The 18,233-nt window shown below is 69.2% G+C and carries 20 protein-coding genes; 9 read left to right on the top strand and 11 right to left on the bottom strand.

The annotated features are described in order from the left end of the window. The first annotated feature begins 20 nt into the window (after positions 1-20). Positions 21-617: a nucleotidyltransferase family protein gene (locus tag HOV91_RS00680; RefSeq protein ID WP_174183416.1), complete on the top strand. Its 597-nt coding sequence runs from the start codon at positions 21-23 to the stop codon at positions 615-617. 13 nt (positions 618-630) lie between these two features. Next, complete coding sequence (locus HOV91_RS00675) at positions 631-1,668, top strand: XdhC family protein (protein WP_174183415.1); 1,038 nt, start codon at positions 631-633, stop codon at positions 1,666-1,668. On the opposite strand, the gene HOV91_RS00670 is transcribed toward HOV91_RS00675, so the two are convergent. From HOV91_RS00670 to HOV91_RS00655, 4 genes are all read right to left on the bottom strand, one after another. Then, on the bottom strand, positions 1,669-2,745 hold the full coding sequence (locus HOV91_RS00670) for an ABC transporter substrate-binding protein (protein WP_174183414.1): 1,077 nt from the start codon (positions 2,743-2,745) through the stop codon (positions 1,669-1,671). Between the two features lie 90 nt (positions 2,746-2,835). Then, positions 2,836-3,573: an ABC transporter permease gene (locus HOV91_RS00665; protein WP_174183533.1), complete on the bottom strand. Its 738-nt coding sequence runs from the start codon at positions 3,571-3,573 to the stop codon at positions 2,836-2,838. A 112-nt stretch (positions 3,574-3,685) separates the two neighbouring features. Further along, on the bottom strand, positions 3,686-4,444 hold the full coding sequence (locus HOV91_RS00660; protein WP_174183413.1) for an ABC transporter permease: 759 nt from the start codon (positions 4,442-4,444) through the stop codon (positions 3,686-3,688). Continuing rightward, positions 4,441-5,244, bottom strand: a complete 804-nt coding sequence (locus HOV91_RS00655; RefSeq protein WP_174183412.1) for an ABC transporter ATP-binding protein — start codon at positions 5,242-5,244, stop codon at positions 4,441-4,443. Before HOV91_RS00655 ends, HOV91_RS00660 begins: the two co-directional genes overlap by 4 nt. 155 nt (positions 5,245-5,399) lie before the next feature. Between HOV91_RS00655 and pnuC the strand changes: the two genes are divergently transcribed. After that, the gene (pnuC, locus tag HOV91_RS00650) at positions 5,400-6,089 is read left to right on the top strand and encodes a nicotinamide riboside transporter PnuC (protein ID WP_174183411.1); all 690 of its coding nucleotides are present in this window, start codon (positions 5,400-5,402) and stop codon (positions 6,087-6,089) included. Between the two features lie 22 nt (positions 6,090-6,111). Here pnuC and HOV91_RS00645 read toward each other — a convergent pair whose 3' ends face one another. The 5 genes from HOV91_RS00645 to HOV91_RS00625 all read right to left on the bottom strand — a co-directional run bounded on the left by HOV91_RS00645 (position 6,112) and on the right by HOV91_RS00625 (position 10,886). Further along, entirely contained in the window at positions 6,112-6,903 is a 792-nt protein-coding gene (locus tag HOV91_RS00645; protein ID WP_174183410.1) for a DeoR/GlpR family DNA-binding transcription regulator, read from the bottom strand. A 134-nt stretch (positions 6,904-7,037) separates the two neighbouring features. After that, positions 7,038-7,781 carry a TetR/AcrR family transcriptional regulator gene (locus HOV91_RS00640; protein WP_174183409.1) on the bottom strand — a complete coding sequence of 248 codons (744 nt, stop codon included), beginning with the start codon at positions 7,779-7,781 and terminating at the stop codon, positions 7,038-7,040. An 87-nt stretch (positions 7,782-7,868) separates the two neighbouring features. Then, positions 7,869-8,756, bottom strand: coding sequence for a carbohydrate ABC transporter permease (locus tag HOV91_RS00635; RefSeq protein ID WP_174183408.1), 888 nt, complete (start codon positions 8,754-8,756; stop codon positions 7,869-7,871). After that, the gene (locus HOV91_RS00630) at positions 8,753-9,634 is read right to left on the bottom strand and encodes a carbohydrate ABC transporter permease (RefSeq protein ID WP_174183407.1); all 882 of its coding nucleotides are present in this window, start codon (positions 9,632-9,634) and stop codon (positions 8,753-8,755) included. Before HOV91_RS00630 ends, HOV91_RS00635 begins: the two co-directional genes overlap by 4 nt. A gap of 1 nt (position 9,635) precedes the next feature. After that, the gene (locus tag HOV91_RS00625; RefSeq protein WP_312884411.1) at positions 9,636-10,886 is read right to left on the bottom strand and encodes an extracellular solute-binding protein; all 1,251 of its coding nucleotides are present in this window, start codon (positions 10,884-10,886) and stop codon (positions 9,636-9,638) included. Positions 10,887-11,046: 160 nt separating this feature from the next. Between HOV91_RS00625 and HOV91_RS00620 the strand changes: the two genes are divergently transcribed. The 6 genes from HOV91_RS00620 (at position 11,047) to HOV91_RS00595 (ending at position 16,861) form a co-directional block, all read left to right on the top strand. Next, complete coding sequence (locus HOV91_RS00620) at positions 11,047-11,958, top strand: SIS domain-containing protein (protein ID WP_174183406.1); 912 nt, start codon at positions 11,047-11,049, stop codon at positions 11,956-11,958. 199 nt (positions 11,959-12,157) lie between these two features. Further along, positions 12,158-13,222, top strand: a complete 1,065-nt coding sequence (locus tag HOV91_RS00615; protein ID WP_246349628.1) for an ROK family protein — start codon at positions 12,158-12,160, stop codon at positions 13,220-13,222. Positions 13,223-13,424: 202 nt separating this feature from the next. Beyond that, a complete protein-coding gene (locus HOV91_RS00610; protein ID WP_174183405.1) occupies positions 13,425-14,585 on the top strand; it encodes an N-acetylglucosamine-6-phosphate deacetylase in 1,161 nt (386 codons plus the stop codon). 8 nt (positions 14,586-14,593) lie between these two features. Then, positions 14,594-15,535 carry a hexose kinase gene (locus HOV91_RS00605; protein ID WP_312884410.1) on the top strand — a complete coding sequence of 314 codons (942 nt, stop codon included), beginning with the start codon at positions 14,594-14,596 and terminating at the stop codon, positions 15,533-15,535. A gap of 94 nt (positions 15,536-15,629) precedes the next feature. Continuing rightward, positions 15,630-16,454 carry a class II fructose-bisphosphate aldolase gene (locus HOV91_RS00600; protein ID WP_174183404.1) on the top strand — a complete coding sequence of 275 codons (825 nt, stop codon included), beginning with the start codon at positions 15,630-15,632 and terminating at the stop codon, positions 16,452-16,454. A 53-nt stretch (positions 16,455-16,507) separates the two neighbouring features. Next, positions 16,508-16,861, top strand: coding sequence for a VOC family protein (locus HOV91_RS00595; RefSeq protein WP_174183403.1), 354 nt, complete (start codon positions 16,508-16,510; stop codon positions 16,859-16,861). 251 nt (positions 16,862-17,112) lie between these two features. Here HOV91_RS00595 and HOV91_RS00590 read toward each other — a convergent pair whose 3' ends face one another. Next, positions 17,113-17,325 (bottom strand): DUF397 domain-containing protein, encoded by a 213-nt coding sequence (locus HOV91_RS00590; RefSeq protein WP_312884409.1) that lies wholly within the window; start codon positions 17,323-17,325, stop codon positions 17,113-17,115. A 10-nt stretch (positions 17,326-17,335) separates the two neighbouring features. After that, positions 17,336-18,196 carry a DUF5753 domain-containing protein gene (locus HOV91_RS00585; protein ID WP_174183402.1) on the bottom strand — a complete coding sequence of 287 codons (861 nt, stop codon included), beginning with the start codon at positions 18,194-18,196 and terminating at the stop codon, positions 17,336-17,338. Positions 18,197-18,233 lie beyond the last annotated feature (37 nt).

The following is an 18,233-nucleotide window of genomic DNA, read 5'->3' as shown; positions in this document are numbered from 1 at the left end:
CCGGTATTACCTTCTTAGCTATGGCTGACCCTGATCGCCGGGTCGTCGCACCGTGCGCGGGCATCGTGCTCGCCGCAGGCGCCGGGACCCGCTACGGACGACCCAAAGTGCTCGCCGAGGGCGGCGCTTGGCTGCGCGCGACGGTCGCCGCGCTGCGCGACGGGGGCTGCGATCCGGTCATCGTGGTACTCGGTGCGACCGGCCCGGAGCCGCGGATAGTCGACCTGCCGCCGGACGTGCGCCACGTGTGGGCCGCCGACTGGGCCACCGGGATGAGCGCGTCACTGCGGGCGGGGCTGATCGCCGCGGCGAGCACTCCCGCGCGCTATGCCGCCATCATGCCGGTGGACATTCCCGATGTCGGCGCCGACGTGGTCGCCCGGGTGCTCGCCGCCGCGCTCGCGGCCCCGAGCGGGCTGGCCCGCGCTGTGTTCCACAACACACCTGGGCACCCCGTTGTTATAGCCCACAAGCACTGGAATGCGGTTTGTGGGTCGGCCGCAGGAGATTCCGGCGCCCGCACCTATTTGACCGGCAGAAACGATATGGTGTGCGTCACGTGCGACGATTTGGCGACGGGCGTCGATCGTGACTTCCCGGCCACGACCGCACGGTGATCGGAGCTAGCTGATGCGGGACATCGTCGACGACCTGTTGCGGGTGTGGCACTCGGGCCGGACCGGCGGACTCGGCACCATCGTGCGCACCGTGGGCGCCGCCCCCTTGCCGGTGGGCTCGGCAATGCTGGTCGACCCGGACGGGGGCGTGCACGGGTCGGTGGCCGCTGGCGGGCTGGAGGAGATCGCGTACGAGGCGGTGCTCCAGGCAGCGCGCACCGGCCGTCGCGCGATGCACCGCTTCGGCGTGGCCACCGGCTGGGAATCGAGCGCGAACGGCGAGGGGATGGTGGACGTCTTCACCGAACCGTTCTCTCGAAGACATTTCCCGGAGTTTCCGGATGTCGCCGCGGAGATCGCGGCGCACCGCAGAGTCACCGTGTTCACGGTGGTGTGGAATTCCGATGCCGACCTGATCGGCCAGCACCTGATCACCGACAAGAAACACGCCACCGAATTGGTCGCGCTACCGGATTCGGACGTCTTCGTCTCCTCGTTCGCCCCACCGCCGCGCCTGATCATCTTCGGCGCCAATTCCTTCGCCGCCGCACTCACCGTGCAGGCCGGGTTGCTCGGCTACCGGGTGACGATCTGCGACTCGCGCCCCAATTTCGCTACGCCGGAATCGTTTCCCGGCGCGGAGGTCGTGGTCGACTGGCCGCACCGCTACCTCAACACGCTGTCGGCGGCCGGTGAGATCGACCGCAGCACGGCGATCGTCGTGCTGTCGCCCGATCCCACCTTCGAGATCCCGCTGCTCACCGTGGCGCTGCGACTACCCGAGCTCGGCTATCTCGGCGCCATGGGCTCGCGCCAGATGCACATCCGGCGCATGGAGGATCTCCAGGCAGGCGGTTTCAGCGCGGAGACGCTCGCGCGCCTGCATTCGCCGGCGGGCCTGGACATCGGCGCGCGCACCGCGCCCGAGATGGCGGTCGCGATCGCGGCCGAACTGCTCGCCGTCCGCGCCGCGCAACCGGCGCGAGCGGCCGACCCGTACAGCGGCGAATTTCCCATCACGCCGAAAACCGCAGTGGGCATGGGCATCTAGTCACTTCAAGCCGGGATTCTCGGCATACACCTCGCGTAGCACGGACAGATCGAACAGCTGCGCGGCCTTGATATCGATCTTCGCGGTGCGCAGCGCGGCGATGTTCTGCTCGATCAGCGCGTCGGTCATGGAGAGCAATCCGTTGGCGGCCGTGTCCGCCGAGACCACCAAATCGTTCTGGGCGATCGCCTCTTTCGTCTGCTCGGCGAGATCGAGCTTCTGGTCCTTGCCGTACACCTCCACCGCGAGCCGGGCCGATTCGGCCGGGTCCGCCACCGCGTCCTTCCAGCCCCTGATCTCGGCGGCCAGGAATGCCTTCAGCTTGTCGCGCTCTTTGTCGATGGTGGACTGCGCGACGGTGAGCGTCTCGGCGACCAGCGGCAGGCCGAAGTCGGCGAACAGGAAGTGGGCGTTCGCGAATCCTTTGGCCGCCAGCGTGATCGGCTCGTTGGTCACGTAGCTCACCCACCCGTCGACCTCGCCGTTGGCCAGCGGGGTCGGGTCGAACTGCGCGGGCACGACGGTGACCTCGCCCGGTTTCATCCCGTTGGCCGTGAGCAGCGCGTTGAAGATCAGCTGGTTGGTGTCCTGCACACCGATCTTGCGGCCCTTCATGTCCTCGGGCGTCCTGATCGGTCTCGCCGCCGAGGAGACGATCGCGAACGGATTCTTCTGATAGGTGGTTGCGACGATCTTGGCCGGAAGCCCCTCCAGGATCGCGGGTGCGGTGGTCTGCGGCGCGGACAGCCCCAGCCACACCTTCCCGGTGTCCAATCCGGCCTCCACCGACGTGCTGGCCGCGCCGCCCGCGATCAGGTCCACCGAGCCGAAACCGGCCTCGCGGAAATAACCTCTCGCGTCGGCGAAGTACTCACCCGCGAATTCGATGTTCTTCAGCCAGGACAGCTGCACCGCGACGCTGCCGTATTTCGAACCGTCCGCCCTGGTGCCGCCCGGCGAATCGCCGGAGTTTCCGCCACAGGCGGCCAGTGCGCCCGCGGCGCCGGCGAGCGCGGAGTAACGGAGAAACGAGCGTCGGTTCAGGTGCCCGAACGTGGAGCGTTGCACGGGTGTCATGGGCCGAATCTAGGTGTAGTGCGTTTCATTTTCTTTACTTTGACGTTCCGAGCGCGGATTCCCGCCGATTTCGCCGGGGCGATGGTTCGATCACAGCCGTCCGGCTTCCGGTCCGAACCGGGCGAGCACCACATTCTCGATGACGCCGACGATCGCGTAGAGCGCCACGGACACCAGCGTGACGAGCACGATCGAGGCCCACAGCTTGCTGTATTGAAACGTGGGAATGGCCCGGATCAAGCTGGCTCCCAGACCCGTTCCACTGCCCAGCCACTCGCCGAGCAACGCGCCGATCAGCGCGCCGGGCACCGAGATCCGCGCGGCGGCGAACACCGAGGGCAGCGCCGCGGGCACGGCCACCATGCGCAACCCGGTCCACCGCGAGCCGCCGTAGGCGGCCACCAGCTCCAGCGCCTGCCGTGGCGCGGCGCGCAGTCCCGCCATGATCATCACCAGGGCGGGGAAGAACACCACGATCGCGGCGAGCACCGCGACCCCGGCCAGGCCGCGGCCGAACACCAGCACGATGATCGGCGTGAGCGCGACCAGCGGCACCGAGCGCAGCAGCATCGCCACCGGAAGGAAAGTCTGCTCGACCGCGGCGAACGACACGAACAGGGCCGCGACCACCAGCGCGGCCAGCATCCCCGCGCCGAACCCGATGGCCGCGTCGCGCAGCGTGATCTGCAGGTCGGCCAGGATCGCCTGGCGTGCGGTGGCGGCATTGGGCGCGGTCACCAAGTAGGTCCAGATATCGCCCGGCGTCTTGCCGACCCGCGGACCGACCTGTGGGAACGCCCACAGGAAGACGTACCAGATCGCCAGCATCAGCAGCAGCGAGGTGACCAGTGGGAACAGGAAGATCCCGATCCGTCGCAGGAGGTTCACCGGGCGTCCTCCTCGGCCTGACTCGGCGGAACACGCTTCGCGTGAGAGCTTTTCATCGCCCCTCCCGGGCAGTCCATGGGGCAGCCAAGCGCGCGGCCAGCGCCACCAAGGCGTATCCGAGCCCGGCCAGCGCCGCGGCAGCCAGCGCCATGCCCCAGGTGCGCGGCACGTTATAGGAGGTCTGCGCGGCGGTCAGCGCGACTCCGATACCGCTGTCCACGCCGCCGAGGTACTCGCCGATGATCGCGCCCAGCACGGCCGAGGGCGCGGCGATCTTCAAGGCCGCGAAAGTGCTCGGCAGCGCCGAGATCGCCCGCACCCGGTACAACTGCTGCCAGCGTCCGCCACCGTAGGCGCGCACCAAATCCAGGCTGGCCCGGTCGGCGGAGCGCAAACCGGCCACGGTGCCGACCATAGTGGTGAAGAAGCAGTACATAGCCGCCAAGAACACCGTCGGCGTGCGTCCGCCGAAGACCACCAGAATGATCGGCCCCAGCGCGAGCAGCGGTGTGCAATAGCTCAGGATCGCCAGCTGCGTGGCCAGCGACTCGATCGGCGGGACCAGCATGATCAGGACGGCCAGCGCGATGGCGAGGCCGTTGCCCCAGACGAACCCTTTCAGCGCCCCGAGCGCGGTGATCCGGAAGTTGGGGCCGTACAGGTCCCATCCGTCGGTGTACATGGTGTGCGCGACCTGCCAGGGACTCGGCACGGTGCCGCCCGCGACCTCGAAAGCCGCAAGAGCCCACCACACCATGACCAGTCCGAGCACGCCGAGCACCCCGCCGAAGCGCTGTACGCCGTATCTCATGCGACGCCCCCTTTCCCCGTGGTCCCGAACAGCAGCTCCGACAGGTAGTCGTGCAGCTTGTGGAACTCCGGCGTGCGCATCATCTCCGGCAGCCGCGGGCGCGGCAGGTCGATCTCGACCAGCTCGAGCACCCGCCCCGGCCGCGGGCTCAGCACCGCAACCACATCGGACAGGAATACCGCCTCCGCGATGCCGTGGGTCACCATCAGCGTGGTCGCGGGCCGCTCGGTCCAGATCCGCAGCAACTCCAGATTGAGCCGCTGCCTGGTCATGTCGTCGAGCGCGCCGAACGGTTCGTCCAGCAGCAGCACGGTCGGCTGCACCACCAGCGCCCGCGCGATCGAGACGCGCTGGCGCATCCCGCCGGACAGCTGGGCGGGTTTGGCCTTCTCGAAACCTTCCAGCCCGACCAGCCGGATCAGGTCGGCGATCCGGCCCGGCTCCGAGGCCATGCCCGCGACCTGGAGCGGCAGCTTGATATTCGACTCCACCGAGCGCCACGGCAGCAGCGCCGAATCCTGGAACGCGATGCCGAGGGCGTGTCGGCCGCGCAGTTCGGCGGGCGTCGCGCCATCGATCAGCGCCTTACCGGCGGTCGGTGTCTCCAAGCCCGCGAGGATGCGCAGCACAGTCGATTTGCCGCAACCGGACGGGCCGATCAGCGACAGGAACGCTCCCTGATCGGTGTGCAGATCGACGCTGTCCAACGCCCGCACGGTTTTCCGTCCGACCCGGAAGGTCTTGGTCAATCCGCTGAGATGGATTCCGGTCCCCCCGGCGGTATCGCTCTCCGTGCTCATGAGGGCCACCCTAGGAGCACCTCATTGCACGGGCGTTGCGAATCGTGTCGCCGGATTGCGCAATCGTTACGGTCCGCACCGCGGCCGCCGGGCGGATTTCGAATCACGGCGATCCGCTCGGATGAGATACGCCCCCGCCGAGGGTTACACGACAGGTGAACCCGGTCATCGCGCTGCTCGACGCCAAGCTGCACATCGCGGGCTCGGAGATCCTCTGGCGCGAGGTGATCGGCAACGGCTTCGGCCTGGCCTCCGCGATCGGCGGCATGCGACGGCGGGTCTGGGCCTGGCCGGTCGGCATCGCCGGGAACGCCCTGCTGTTCACCGTGTTCCTCGGCGGCGTGTTCCACACTCCACAGCAACTGAACATGGCCGGGCAGGCCGGACGCCAGTTGATGTTCGTCGCGGTCAGCGTGTACGGGTGGTGGAGCTGGCACCGCCACGCCGCGCGCGAGGCCGGGCTCGAGCATCGCGGCGTCGATCCACGCTGGGCCGGTCCGCGCGAACGCGTCCTCATGGTGGCGGCGATGCTCGCGGGCACGGTGGTGTTCGCCCAGCTGTTCGCCTGGCTCGGCTCCTACGGTCCGTGGGCCGAGGCGTGGATCTTCACCGGATCGGTGCTGGCCACCTACGGCATGGCCCGGGGGCTGGCGGAGTTCTGGTTGATCTGGATCGCGGTCGATTCGGTCGGCGTCCCGCTGCTGGTGCAGGCGGGCTACTACCCCTCGGCCGTCTTGTATCTCGTCTACGCGGGTTTCGTGGCTTGGGGATTCCTGGTCTGGACCCGCGGCATGCGGCGGGACGCGCAGATTCCGCGGCCGCTGGAACCGGCCGCCGCGGAGTAGCCGCGCCGGACGCGCGCCGTGCCTACACCACGTCGACCCGTACCCCCGCGGCGCGGATCTTCTCCACCGCGGCCGGATCGGCGCCGGTGTCGGTGACCAGCACGTGCACCTGTTCGATGCCGCAGATGCGGGCCAGGGCCGTGCGCTCGAGCTTGTCACCCGTGGCCACCACCAGCACCCGCCCGGAACGCCGCACCATCTCGGTGGTCACCCCGGCCTCGTCGATGTGCCTGCACTGCGCGCCGCCCTCGGCGGAGATCGCGTTCACGCCGAGCACGAGGTCGTCGAGCCGCAATTGCGCCAGGGCCCGCTCGGCCAGCGGCCCGTGCAACTCGTAGGACTCCCGCCGTGCCACCCCGCCCAGGACAATGGTGCGCATGTGCGGCCGCAACACCATCTCGCCCGCGATGTTCAAGGCGTTGGTGACGATGGTCAACTGCTCGTCACCGGTCGCTCCGAGGTCGGTGCGCCGGGCCAGCGCCCTGGCCACCGCCGTGGTGGTGGTGCCGCCGTTCATGCCGACCACCGCGCGCGGGTCCACCAGCGCGGCGGCGTGTTCGGCGATGCGCTGCTTGGCCTCGCCCGCGGACTGCCGGTAGCGCGCGGGCAGGTCGTAGGCCACCGAGGTCGCCACCACACCGCCGTGCGTCCTGGTCGCCAACTGCTGTTCGGCGAGCGCGGTGAAATCGCGGCGCACCGTCGCGGCGGACACGCCGAGCCGCTCGGCGGCCTCCTCCACCGAGAGCCGCCCGGATTCGGCCAGCAGTTCCAGCAACCGGTTCCACCGTTGCGGACGATCCGTCGGTCCGGTCACCTCACACCGCCCGTTCGCCGCACCCGGCGGACGTCGTGCGGGGAACCTGCTGTTTCGGCGAGCACGTGAACAATATGAACACACGCGCCCGCCGACCGTAGAGATTCCCAGCTCCGACGCCGTGCCGGGCCGGCTCAGGACAGCTCGGCCTCGGCTGCCGGTCTGGGCCGCAGCGTCGGTGTGTCGCAGGCGCGCCCGGCCTGTTCTTCCGAGCGCGGGCCGGCGCCGGGTTGGGACAGACCGGAATTCACGAAATACGCTATTTCCTCGCAGATCTCGTCCAGCCCCACCGGCGAGTCCGGCGCCGTGCTCTGCACCAATTCCTGGGCGAGCGAGGTGACCGCGCCGATCACGGCCAGCGCGAACAGATCGAAACGCCGCGGGCCGGTCTCGCCGCGGCCGACGGCGCGCTCGGCCTCGCTGATCAGCAACGCCGACAGCAGGCGGCGCTGCTGCCTGCGCCACTCCTCCACCGCGGCGCTCACGCCGACCACCTCGACGTAACACACTCGCGCGCAGCGGGCATCGGCGCAGGTGACTCCCAGATAAGCACGGAAACTCGCCACCACGCGCGCGGGCAGCGGCTCGTTCTCGGTGGCCGCCAGCGCCGTGAACGCGCACTCCAGAGCCCGGGAGCTGATCCGATTCGCCAAGGCGATGAGCAGCGCCTCGCGGCTGCCCATGTCCTCGTAGAAGCTGCGCGTGGAGACATTCGCCAGGGTGCAGAGGCGCTCGATGGAGGTGGCCGCGTACCCCTGGGTGCCGAATAGTTCGAGGGCGGCATCGATCAACCGGGTCTGCCGTTGGGCCACCCGCTGTTCCTTGGACAGCCCGCCGTAGCTGCGACTGTCCTTGGGTCCGTGATCCCGCCGTGTCACCGTTCGATGCTACCGCGCGGCAACCCTCCGGCAGCGCGCCGAACCGCGCTCGTGTCCTGAGCGACAACGGATTCGATCGTGAGTCTGCTATTTCACGCCGCCCGCGGTCAGCCCCGCCACCAGACGCTTCTCGATGACGGCGAACAGCAGCACCACCGGAATGATGCCGACGGTGGAGATCGCGAACACGTACTGCCACGCCGTGTCGTACTGGCCGACGAACTTGGTCAGCGCCACCGACAGCGGCTGATTCTCCGGTGTGGTCAGCACGACCAGGCTCGCGGCGAATTCGTTCCAGCACGCCACCACCACGAAGATCGTCGCGGTGACGATGCCGGGCCAGACCAGCGGCAGGCTCACCCGGATCAGCGTCTGCCAGCGGCCGAGTCCGTCCAGCATCGCGGCCTCCTCGATCTCCACCGGGATCGCGGCGAAGAAACTGTGCAGGATCCACACCGCGAACGACAAGTTGAACGCGGCGTTCACCAGGATCATCGCCAACCAGGTGTCGTTGATGCCGAGCACGAAGAACTCGCGGATCAACCCGGTGACCAGCACGGTGGGCTGCAACATCTGGGTCACCAGCACCACGCCGAGAAACGCCCCGCGCCCCGGAAAGCGGTGCCGCGCCGTGTAATACCCCGCCGGGATCGCCACGGCCAGCACCAGCGCGGTGGCGCAGACCGCGATGATGACGGTGCTGGCCAGGTTGAACGGCAGCGGCGTCTCCGGGGTGTCCCACATCGTGGCGTAGTTGTCCGGGTGCCAGGTCTGCGGCAGATACGTCGGCGGGATGCGCAGGATCTCGGCTCTGCTCTTCAGCGAACCGAGCACCATCACGACGAACGGCAGCAGGAACACCGCGGCGAGCACAACGCCGACCGCGGTGAGCTCCCAGCGCCGCCGTCCGGCTCGGGTGGACGACGGCGCGACGGCCGGGCCGACCTTCTCGAGAATCTCGGCCCGCGCCGTCATCGGTCGACCTCCCTGGTCGGGCGGACCAGCCGCACGTAGATCGCGATGATGACCACGATCAGCGCGAAGTTCAGCACGCTCATCGCGGCGGCGGTGTCGACCTGCTGGTTCTGCCGGATCAGCTTGAACGTGAGCGTGGTCGTGGTGTCCGCGGCGAATCCGGCGATGCTGCCGGTGATCACCTGCAGGATCGGCAGCGAGTTGAACACGTTGATGATGTTGATGATGGTCGCCACCGCGATCGCCGGACGCAGCTGCGGCAAGGTGAGATAGCGGTAGCGCTGCCACGCGCTCGCGCCGTCGACGCGCCCCGCCTCCTCGATCTCGGCCGGAATGGATTGCAGCCCCGCCAGGATCGTGTAGGTGGTGAACGGCACCGAGACGAACACCGCGACGCCCATCGCCACGAGGAACGCCTGCGTCGGCTGTTTGGTGAAGCCGTAGCCGCGGTCGAGCAGGCCGATGTCGACCAGCAACCGGTTGGCGATGCCCACGTCCGGATCGAGCAGGTAGTAGAAGATCGTCGTCGTCATCACCACCGACGCCGCCCAGGGCACCAGGATCGCCATCCGCACCGCGGTGCGTCCGGGGAAGTCCTTGTTCAGGAACTGCGCCAGCGCCGCGGACAGCACCAGGGTGAGCAGCACGACGCCGACCACCCAGATCACGGTGTGGACCAGCACCGAGCCGAGTTCGGAGATGCCGAACAGGGTGCGATAGTTGGCCAGTCCGGCGTTGCCCCGGTCCTGGCCGTAGGCGCTGAGGTCCCTGGTGCTGGTCCACACCATGTAGCAGGCCGGAAAGGCGACGATGGCCGCGATCAGGACCAGCGACGGCCCGATCCACGGCAACGCCGCCAGTACTCCCCTGCGCCGCACCCTAGTTCGCGGCTTCCTGGATGCGGCGCAATACCTGCGCCGGGTCCGCGCCCTGCCCGATGGTGCCCATCTGCTGGCGGATGGCGCCCTGCGCCGCGGCCCACTTCGGGTTGTTGCTCGGGTAGAACCGCGCCACCGGCAGCGTGGCGGCGAACGCCTTGGTGACCGGGTCCTCGGCGAGCGCCGTAGCGGCGCTGTGCGTGATCGGGATGAAGCCTTCGTGCTCGACGAAGTTCGCGTACACCGCGGCCGAGTAGAAGTAGTCGAGGAACTTCTTGATCGACTCGGCCTTGGCGCCGTCCTTCTTGAACGCCATCAGGTGATCGGCCACGCCGAGGGTGACCGGCGAGCCGGTCTTGGTCGGCGAGGGCGCGGTCGCGTAGCGCAGGCCCGGGTTCTTGGCGGTGATCTGCGCGATGGTGGGCGGCAGCCCCTCGATCATGCCGATCTTGCCCTGGATGAAGGCGTTGATCACGTCCTTGCGGTCGGTCGCGCCCGGATTCGGCTGCGTCGCACCCGCGTCGATGAGCTCGCGCATGGCGCGCACCCCCTCCAAGTTCTGCGGGGTGTCCACGGTGATCCGGTCACCGTCGGCCCAGGAGCCGCCCGCGCCGAAGGTCCAGATGGAAGTTTCGCCCTGCGCCTCCTCACTGCCCAGCGGCAGGCCGTAGCCGGAGACGCCGCCGCCGAGCGCTTGAATCTTCTTCGCCGCGTCGGTCAGCTCGGCCCAGTTCTTCGGCGGCCGGGCGATGCCCGCCCGCTCGAACAGCTCGGTGTTGTAGAACAGGGTGCGGGTGGAGGCGAACAGCGGCAGCGCGTACTGGGTGCCGTTCAGCGCCGCGTTCTGCGCGAAGACGGGCTGGATGTCGGCCAGCACCGGCGCGGAGACGATCTCGGTCGCGGGGTAGAGCAGACCGTCGCTCGCGAAGCCGGCGTAGGCGTCGATGTTGAGGATGTCCGGGGTGGTCGACGGCGACTGCAGTTTGGTGCGCACCACGTCGTTGATCGAGTTCCACGACTCCATCTGCACGTTGACGGCGATCCCCGGATTCTGCTTCTGGAACTCGGCGACGATGCCTTCCCACAGCGCCTTGGTGCCCGTTGCGCCGTCGCTGTAGACCGGGGCGAGGAAATTGATCGTGGTATCGGAGTCCGCGGCGTTTTTCGAACCGAACCCACAGGACGAGAGGGCCAGCGCGACGCCGGTGACCATCGCGACTCCGGCGAGTACGCGGTGGATGGGTCTTTTCACGAGCAGAACCTTTCAGATTTACCCACCCCGCGCCAGCGCAGGCGCCGATGATGGGAGGACGCACCGTCCGTGCACCTGAATGTAGCCCGGAGAGTGATCATTCGTGACCGATTTGATCGTAAATTTGACATGAACGATCACTGGGGGTTTAGCTGTTCCGGTGCCAACGCCTGCCGACCACACGCCGGAACCGCACCTGGCCACCGAGGTGGCCACCCAACCCGACGACTGGACGCGTGCGGCGACCGTCGCCGCCGACCACCTCGCCGCACTGCCGAGGCCGGGCGAGCGGGTAGCCGTGATCGGCTGCGGCACGTCGTATTTCATGTCCCGCGCGATCGCGGCACTGCGCGAGGACGCCGGTCTCGGGATCACCGACGCCTGGCCGGCCAGCGCGGTCCGCGATCGCGGATACGACCGTTACCTGGTGATCTGCCGCTCCGGCACGACCACCGAAGTGGTGCGTGCCATGCGGGACATCCCGGCGCGGACGCCGCGCGCGGTGATCTGTTCCAGCCCCGGCACACCCGTCCTGGAACTGGGCGATCCGATCCTCATCGACCAGGTCGACGAGCGATCGGTGGTGCAGACCCGCTTCGCGACGACCACCCTGGCCATCCTGCGCAGTCACCTGGGCGAGGACCTCGCCCCGGTGATCGCCCAGGCGCGCGCGGCACTCGCCGAGGACCCCGCCGAGTCACTGGCCGCGGTGCGCGCCGCCGAGCAGATCAGCTTCGTCGGCATGGGATTCGCGGCGGCCATCGCCGACGAGGCCGCGCTCAAGCTGCGCGAATCCTGCCAGTCCTGGACCGAGGCGTATCCGGCGACCGAGTACCGCCACGGGCCGATCGCCATCTCCGCGCCCGGCCGCGCGGTCTGGGCGTTCGGACCACTGGAGCCGGACTTCGCCGCCGACGTCGCCGCCACCGGAGCGCATCTGGAACACCGCGACATCGACCCGATGGCGGATCTGCTCCGGGTCCACCGGCTCTGCCTCCTGCGTTCCGCCGATCTGGGACTCGACCCCGACCACCCACGCGGCCTGAATCGCTCCGTGGTCCTGAAGTCGTGAGCGAGGGCATGCGGTGACTACCGGCCGGGGCCCGGCCCCTTCGGTCGCGGACGTTTCGGATACACCGCGGCGGAACCCGGCCTGCCACCGAGCCGAGTCAGCAGCCATGGGCGCGGCGCAACCGCCGCCCCCTGGCGCGACATCACCGCAGGCCGCGCGTGCACCGGCGCGGGAGTTGCCACGAACTACTGTGCCGAGGATGGGAATCGAACAGCCGCGGATGCCGGGCTCCGGTCCGCACACCCGGGGGACGGACTGCGCGCGCCGCGAAGATTGCCCGGCCGCAGGCCATGGTTCGACCGGGCACCCCTCGGCCGCGCTCGGCACAGCGACGTCCACCGCCGCACTGCCGGATAACGCGCTCGTCCTCGGCTTGGATGTCGGCGGGACCACCATCAAAGGCGAGGTCACCGATGCGGCGGGCACGGCGCTGGCGGTGGGCGCGGTCGCCACGCCCCACGGTCCGGCGGCGTTCGACGCGATCGGCGAGCTGGGTGAGCGATTGCTCGCCGACCTGCCGGAATCCGACCGCCGTCGGGTGCGCCGCGCGGCCGTGGTGCTGCCCGGCATCGTCGACACCGCCCGTTCGATCGCGGTGTTCAGCAGCAATGTCGGCTGGCGGGACGTGCCCGTCGGCGACCGCTTCACCCACCGCTGGAGTGTGCCGACGCTGATCGAACACGATGTCGCCGTGGCCGGTTGGGCGGAATGGCGGTACGGCGCGGGGCAGGGCTACGACAATGTGTGCGTCGTCATCCTCGGTACCGGCATCTCGGGGACCCTGTCGGTCGGCGGGCGGTTGGTGCGCAGCGGTTACGGGCAGGTCGGCGAGTACGGGCACATCCCGGTGCGGCGCGCGGGCGGATTGCCCTGTCCCTGCGGCAATACCGGCTGCGTCGAGACGGTCGCCTCGGGCGCGGCCATCGCACGGGCCTACACCCGCCGTACCGGGCGCGAGATCGGCGGCGCTGCCGAGGTCTTCGCACTCCTCCCCGGCGACCTCGACGCGGCGGCCGTGGTCGCCGACGCGGTCGACGCCCTCGCCGACGGGCTGGTCGGCATCGTGCACGCGGCCTGCCCGGAACTGGTCGTGCTCGGCGGCGGACTCGCCGGAGCGGGCGCGGCGCTCACCGACCCATTGCACCGAGCCCTGACCGCCCGCCTGCGCCTGGTCCCCGCGCCCCGAGTGGTGCTCGGACGTTTCGGCGCCCGCGCGGGCCTGGCGGGCGCCGCACTGTTCGCTCGCCGAGGGGCGCTGACATGACGCCACGTGCGAAGTCGCCGATACGCATCGCGTCGTCCGGTGCGCCGCTCGCCGAGGGCCGCGCACCGGTCATCGGGACCGGCTCGATGCCGTGCGGCCATCCACCGGACGGCCCGGCACCGCGAGCGGCACGGCCGAACCCCACATTCGCCGACCGGTCCCGCACGGTGGGCACCCGAATCGCGAACCGAGGTGCACTGACATGACCGCACACACCGAGTTGCTGATCCGGGGGCGCATCGTCTCCGCCAGCGTCGCGCTGGACGACGGGGTGGTGATGGTGTCCGGGGACCGGATCGAGGCGGTTCGGTCGTTCGCGCAATGGCGCGCGGCGCATCCCGGTTTACCTGAGCCGCCATTTTCTGGAACCGTGCTGCCGGGGCTTGTGGATATTCACAATCACGGCGGATTCGGTTATCGGTTCGACACCGTGGACGGTGCGCACGCCCGGCAGGCGGCGCGATCGCATCACGCGCACGGCTCGACCACGGTGGTGGCCAGCGTGGTCACCGGCCCCGCAGCGGAGATGGTGGCGCAGACCGCGGTGCTGCGCGAACTCGCCGAGGAAGGCGTGCTCGGCGGCATCCATGTCGAGGGGCCGTTCCTGGCGCGGGCGCGATGCGGCGCGCAGGACCCGCGCTTCCTGCGCGACCCCGATCTCGGGCTGACCGACCAGCTCCTGGCCGCGGGAGGCGCGCACCTGCGCGCGATGACGCTGGCGCCGGAACTTTCCGGCTACGCGGAGGTCGCGCGGCGGCTGGTCGACAACGGCGTGGTGGTGGCCCTCGGCCACAGCGACACCGATTACGTGTCCTTCCGGAATTCCTTGCTTCCCCACGGTTCGGCCAGCCTGGTGACGCACTTGGCGAACGGCATGCCGCCGCTGCACCACCGGCGTCCGGGCCCGGTCGCCGCGGCGCTGGTCGCCGCCGCCGCCGGGGACGCGATCGTGGAGCTGATCGGCGACGGCGTGCACGTGGACCCGGGCTTCACCGCGCTGGTGTTCGCGACCGCGCCGGGCCGCGTCGCGCTGGTCACCGATGCCATGCAGGCGGCGGGGCTCGGCGACGGCGAATACCGGCTCGGGCCGCAACCGGTGACGGTGCGCGACGGAGTGGCGCGGATCGCCGACGGGTCGATCGCGGGCGGCGTGAGCACCCTGCTGGAGTGCCTGGCGCGCGCCGTGCGCGAATCTGGTGTCCCGCTGCGGGCGGCGGTGCTCGCGGCCACCTCGGTGCCTGCCGCCGCACTCGGGCTCACCGGCGTCGGTGACCTGCGGCCCGGCCATTTCGCCGATATATTGACAGCCAGTGACAATCTCCACTTGCGCGGGGTGCTCAGACGTGGACAGTGGTTGAGGTGATTCTCACCGTGACAATGAATCCCGCGTACGACATGACCTATCGCGTCGAACGCTTCGAGCGCGGGCAGGCCCACCGGGTCCGGTCGGTGGAGCAGCGCATCGGCGGCAAGGGCATCAACGTGACCCGGGTGCTGAATCAGCTCGGCAAATACGCCAGGGCAACCGGGTTCTCCGACCACGCCTTCGCGGCCGCCGCCGAATTGGAGATGCCGGTCGACTTCGTGCACGCGCTGCCCTGGGTGCGCCGCACGGTGGTGATCAGCGAATCCGAGGACGGCACGGCCACCGCGCTATGGGAACCCGGGGCCCGCGTCTCCAATCCGCATGCCGCCGAGCAGTTGGCGGTGCGGGTGGCCGGCCTGCTGCCCGATATCGCCGGTCTGGTCATCTCCGGTTCGCTGCCGGGCGGGATCGAACCCTCGCTGCCCGCCGAGATCGCGCGCACCGCGATCGCGGCCGACGTGCCGACCATCTGTGACGTCGACGGCGAGGCGCTGCGGTTGGCCGCCCAGGTGCCGGGCATCGTGCTCATGCCGAACGAGGCCGAATTACAGCGGCTCACCGGCGCGGAACCCGCGACCGCCGACGAGATCGTGGCCGTCGCCGAACCGCTGATCGAGAACGGAGTGCGCGCCGTGATCGCGACGCGCAGCCATGCGGGGATCACCGCGGTGACCGCCGACGGCGCCTGGTCGGCGGTGCTCCCCGAACCGCTCGCCGGAAATCCCACCGGCGCGGGCGATGCCGCGGTGGCGGCGGTGATCGCCGCCCTCTCGTCCGAACCGCGCACCGACTGGCCCGCCCTGCTCACCGACGCGGTCGCGACGTCGGCGGCCGCCGTGGTCGTCCCGGTGGCCGGTGAGATCGACCGCGGTATGCGCACCCGCCTGGCCCCCACGGTCCGCGTTCGAGAACTGGACTTACCCACTCCGCAGAAGGCTTCCTCGTGACTGTCGCCCACCGCACCGACACCGAGAATCGGTCCCCGCATCGGACCGATTCGCAGGCGCAGACCGGCCGCACCGCCGCGCGAAAGCGCGCCCTATGCCGCTGATCTCGATTCCGGAGCTGATCGCGGCGGCCCGTCCGGGCGGACTCGGCGCGTTCAACGTGATAACCCTCGAGCACGCCGAGGCGATCGTGGCGGCCGCGGAATCGACGAAGCGCCCGGTGGTCCTGCAACTGTCGGAGAACACCGCGACCCATCGCCGTGGCATCGCCCCACTCGCCCTCGCCTGCCTGCGCATCGCCGCCGACAGCGACGCCGCCGCCGCGGTCCATCTCGACCATGCCACCGGTGCCGAATTGATCCACACCGCAGTCGATCTCGGGATTCGCTCGGTCATGTACGACGGTTCCGCCCTCGATTACGCCGACAACCTAGCCGCCACCGCCGCGATCACCGCTTGGTGCCACGACCGCGGCGTGCACATCGAAGCCGAACTCGGCGAAGTGGGCGGCAAGGACGGCGCGCACGCACCCGGCGCGCGCACCGATCCCGACGAGGCGGTCGAGTTCGTCCGGGCGACCGGCGTCGACGCGCTGGCGGTCGCCGTCGGTTCCTCGCACGCCATGCACACCCGCACCGCCGAACTCGACAACGACCTGATCGCCCACTTGGCCGCGAAAGTCCCGGTCCCCTTGGTGCTGCACGGCTCATCCGGCGTCCCCGATCAAGGACTGCGCGCGGCCGTCGAACACGGCATGACGAAGATCAACATCGCCACCCGCCTCAACATCCGGATGACAACCGCCATCCGCACCTGCCTCACGAACGACCCCCGCCTCTCCGATCCACGCAAGTACCTCACGCCCGCCCGCGCCGCCGTTCAGTCGGAAGTCGAACACTTCCTTCGCCTCCTCGCCTGACCGGCCGCAAAGCCTTCCGCCACGAAGCGGGAACCGAGTGATTAGGTGGTGAGATGATCATTCGGCACGTGACGGTCGACTGTCGCGACCCCGCCACCCTCGCGTCCTTCTGGAGCGACGTCACCGGATGGCCGGTGACGGAAGCGGACGGCCCCGACTATGCCGTCCTCGAAGCGCCGGACGGCACACCCGGCCTGCTGTTCATCCGAGTACCCGAGACGAAGACGGTGAAGAACCGCGTCCATCTCGACTGGATGCCCACCACGCGCACCCGCGACGAGGAAGTCGATCGCGTGCTGGGCTTGGGGGCGACCCTGCACGAAGACCACCGAACTCCCGACGGCCTCGGCTGGGTGACTCTCCGCGACCCGGAAGGCAACGAGTTCTGCATCGAACACAGCGGCTGAGCACGAGTGGCTCCGCCGATAGGTCTGCGCGCGATTCACCACGGCCAAGCGCCCGCTTGCGGAAAGCGATCGGCCGGCGGCGCGTGCGAGGGTTTACGCGCCGCCGGCCGGTTGTGGTGGGCAGGGCAGTTGTCCACCGGTTGAGCTGTCGATGGATCGCTTCGCACCGACGGGGTCACTCTTCCGGGTGGAGCTGAGTGCCGGGTGTACTGAAGCTGAGAGTCGGCTGGGAGACGCCGGACGCTTTCCGATCAGGCGAATTCGGCGGCGCGGATCGCCGCGGTGAGTGCTGCCCACTGGGTCGGCGTGAACGCCAGGATGGGCGACGCGTCCGGCGCACCCTGGAACCTGCTGTCCCGGACCAGCACACGGCCGCCGTCGAAGCACACCTCTACGCATGCCTGACTGTCGCTGGAATGGGACGACTTGAACCAGCCCCGCACAGGGAAATTCGTGTTATCCACAATCTGGAGATTACAAGCCGTCCGCTTTGGTCTCGATCAAGGAGAGCGAATCGGTCCTGGACATGGCGTGCTCGGCGAGCGCGCTGTCGAACAGCGCGTTGAGATGCCGCACGGGCTCGGTGTCCTCGATCAGCCCGAGCTGGACGAGAGTCTCACTCCAGGCGACGTCCGGCAGCAGCGCGCTTTCGAAGCCCATCACGTGAAATGTCGCCCCGCCGAGCAATACTCCACCCGGCGCGTCGAACGGGATGATCCTTATGTCCACAGTTTCCGGGTAGCGCTCGATCAAGGTCGCGAGCTGGCGGAGTTGCCCGCGAAGCACGTCGACGCCACCGGTGCGCTGGGTGATCGCCGCTTCACCGATCACGGCGACGAGGCACAGCGGATCGGGCCCGGTCAGTCTTTCCTGGCGGCGCATGCGGATCTCGACCCACCGGTCGATCTCTACCCTTCGAACCCGGGCGTGGTCGTTGGTGAAGATCGCGCGTGCGTACTCGCTCGTCTGCAACAGCCCAGGGATCAAGACGCTTTCGTAGGTGCGGACGCGCTCGGCCCCGTGCTCCAATCCGTAGAGGCGTGTCACTTCCTCCGACAGCAACCCCGCGTACTCCGACCACCACCCGCGCCGCTTGGCGATCTCCCGCAGACGCAGCATCTCCGCACGCTCGTCCGGGTCGAATTCCAGCAGGCTCATCAGCTTTCGCAGCTTGTCCTCGGCCAGTACGCGTTCTTTCTCCACCTTCGACCAGTACGACAGCGTGAAACCGAGTTCCTTGACGATGACCGACGCGGAGACGTCGAACTCGGTGCGGCGGCGCTTGATTCGGAGCATGAGCTCCCAGCGCGCGACCGTGGGCGAGAGTGGTGCCATCGTCCGATGAATCCTTCCGGCTCCGGCTGTTCGTGCA

It is taken from the genome of Nocardia barduliensis (assembly GCF_013315795.1).
Taxonomy (GTDB): domain Bacteria; phylum Actinomycetota; class Actinomycetes; order Mycobacteriales; family Mycobacteriaceae; genus Nocardia; species Nocardia barduliensis.
Note: the sequence above shows the minus strand (reverse complement) of the source record. Positions and strands in the feature narration are given on the sequence as shown.

Bases quoted from the DNA above. Each gene is read 5' to 3' on its own strand.
- HOV91_RS00680 (WP_174183416.1), top strand. From the start codon at position 21: ATGGCTGACCCTGATCGCCGGGTCGTCGCACCGTGCGCGGGCATCGTG.
- HOV91_RS00675 (WP_174183415.1), top strand. From the start codon at position 631: ATGCGGGACATCGTCGACGACCTGTTGCGGGTGTGGCACTCGGGCCGG.
- HOV91_RS00670 (WP_174183414.1), bottom strand. From the start codon at position 2,745: ATGACACCCGTGCAACGCTCCACGTTCGGGCACCTGAACCGACGCTCG.
- HOV91_RS00665 (WP_174183533.1), bottom strand. From the start codon at position 3,573: ATGCTGGCGATCTGGTACGTCTTCCTGTGGGCGTTCCCACAGGTCGGT.
- HOV91_RS00660 (WP_174183413.1), bottom strand. From the start codon at position 4,444: ATGAGATACGGCGTACAGCGCTTCGGCGGGGTGCTCGGCGTGCTCGGA.
- HOV91_RS00655 (WP_174183412.1), bottom strand. From the start codon at position 5,244: ATGAGCACGGAGAGCGATACCGCCGGGGGGACCGGAATCCATCTCAGC.
- HOV91_RS00635 (WP_174183408.1), bottom strand. From the start codon at position 8,756: ATGACGGCGCGGGCCGAGATTCTCGAGAAGGTCGGCCCGGCCGTCGCG.
- HOV91_RS00615 (WP_246349628.1), top strand. From the start codon at position 12,158: ATGGGAATCGAACAGCCGCGGATGCCGGGCTCCGGTCCGCACACCCGG.
- HOV91_RS00610 (WP_174183405.1), top strand. From the start codon at position 13,425: ATGACCGCACACACCGAGTTGCTGATCCGGGGGCGCATCGTCTCCGCC.
- HOV91_RS00600 (WP_174183404.1), top strand. From the start codon at position 15,630: ATGCCGCTGATCTCGATTCCGGAGCTGATCGCGGCGGCCCGTCCGGGC.
- HOV91_RS00595 (WP_174183403.1), top strand. From the start codon at position 16,508: ATGATCATTCGGCACGTGACGGTCGACTGTCGCGACCCCGCCACCCTC.
- HOV91_RS00585 (WP_174183402.1), bottom strand. From the start codon at position 18,196: ATGGCACCACTCTCGCCCACGGTCGCGCGCTGGGAGCTCATGCTCCGA.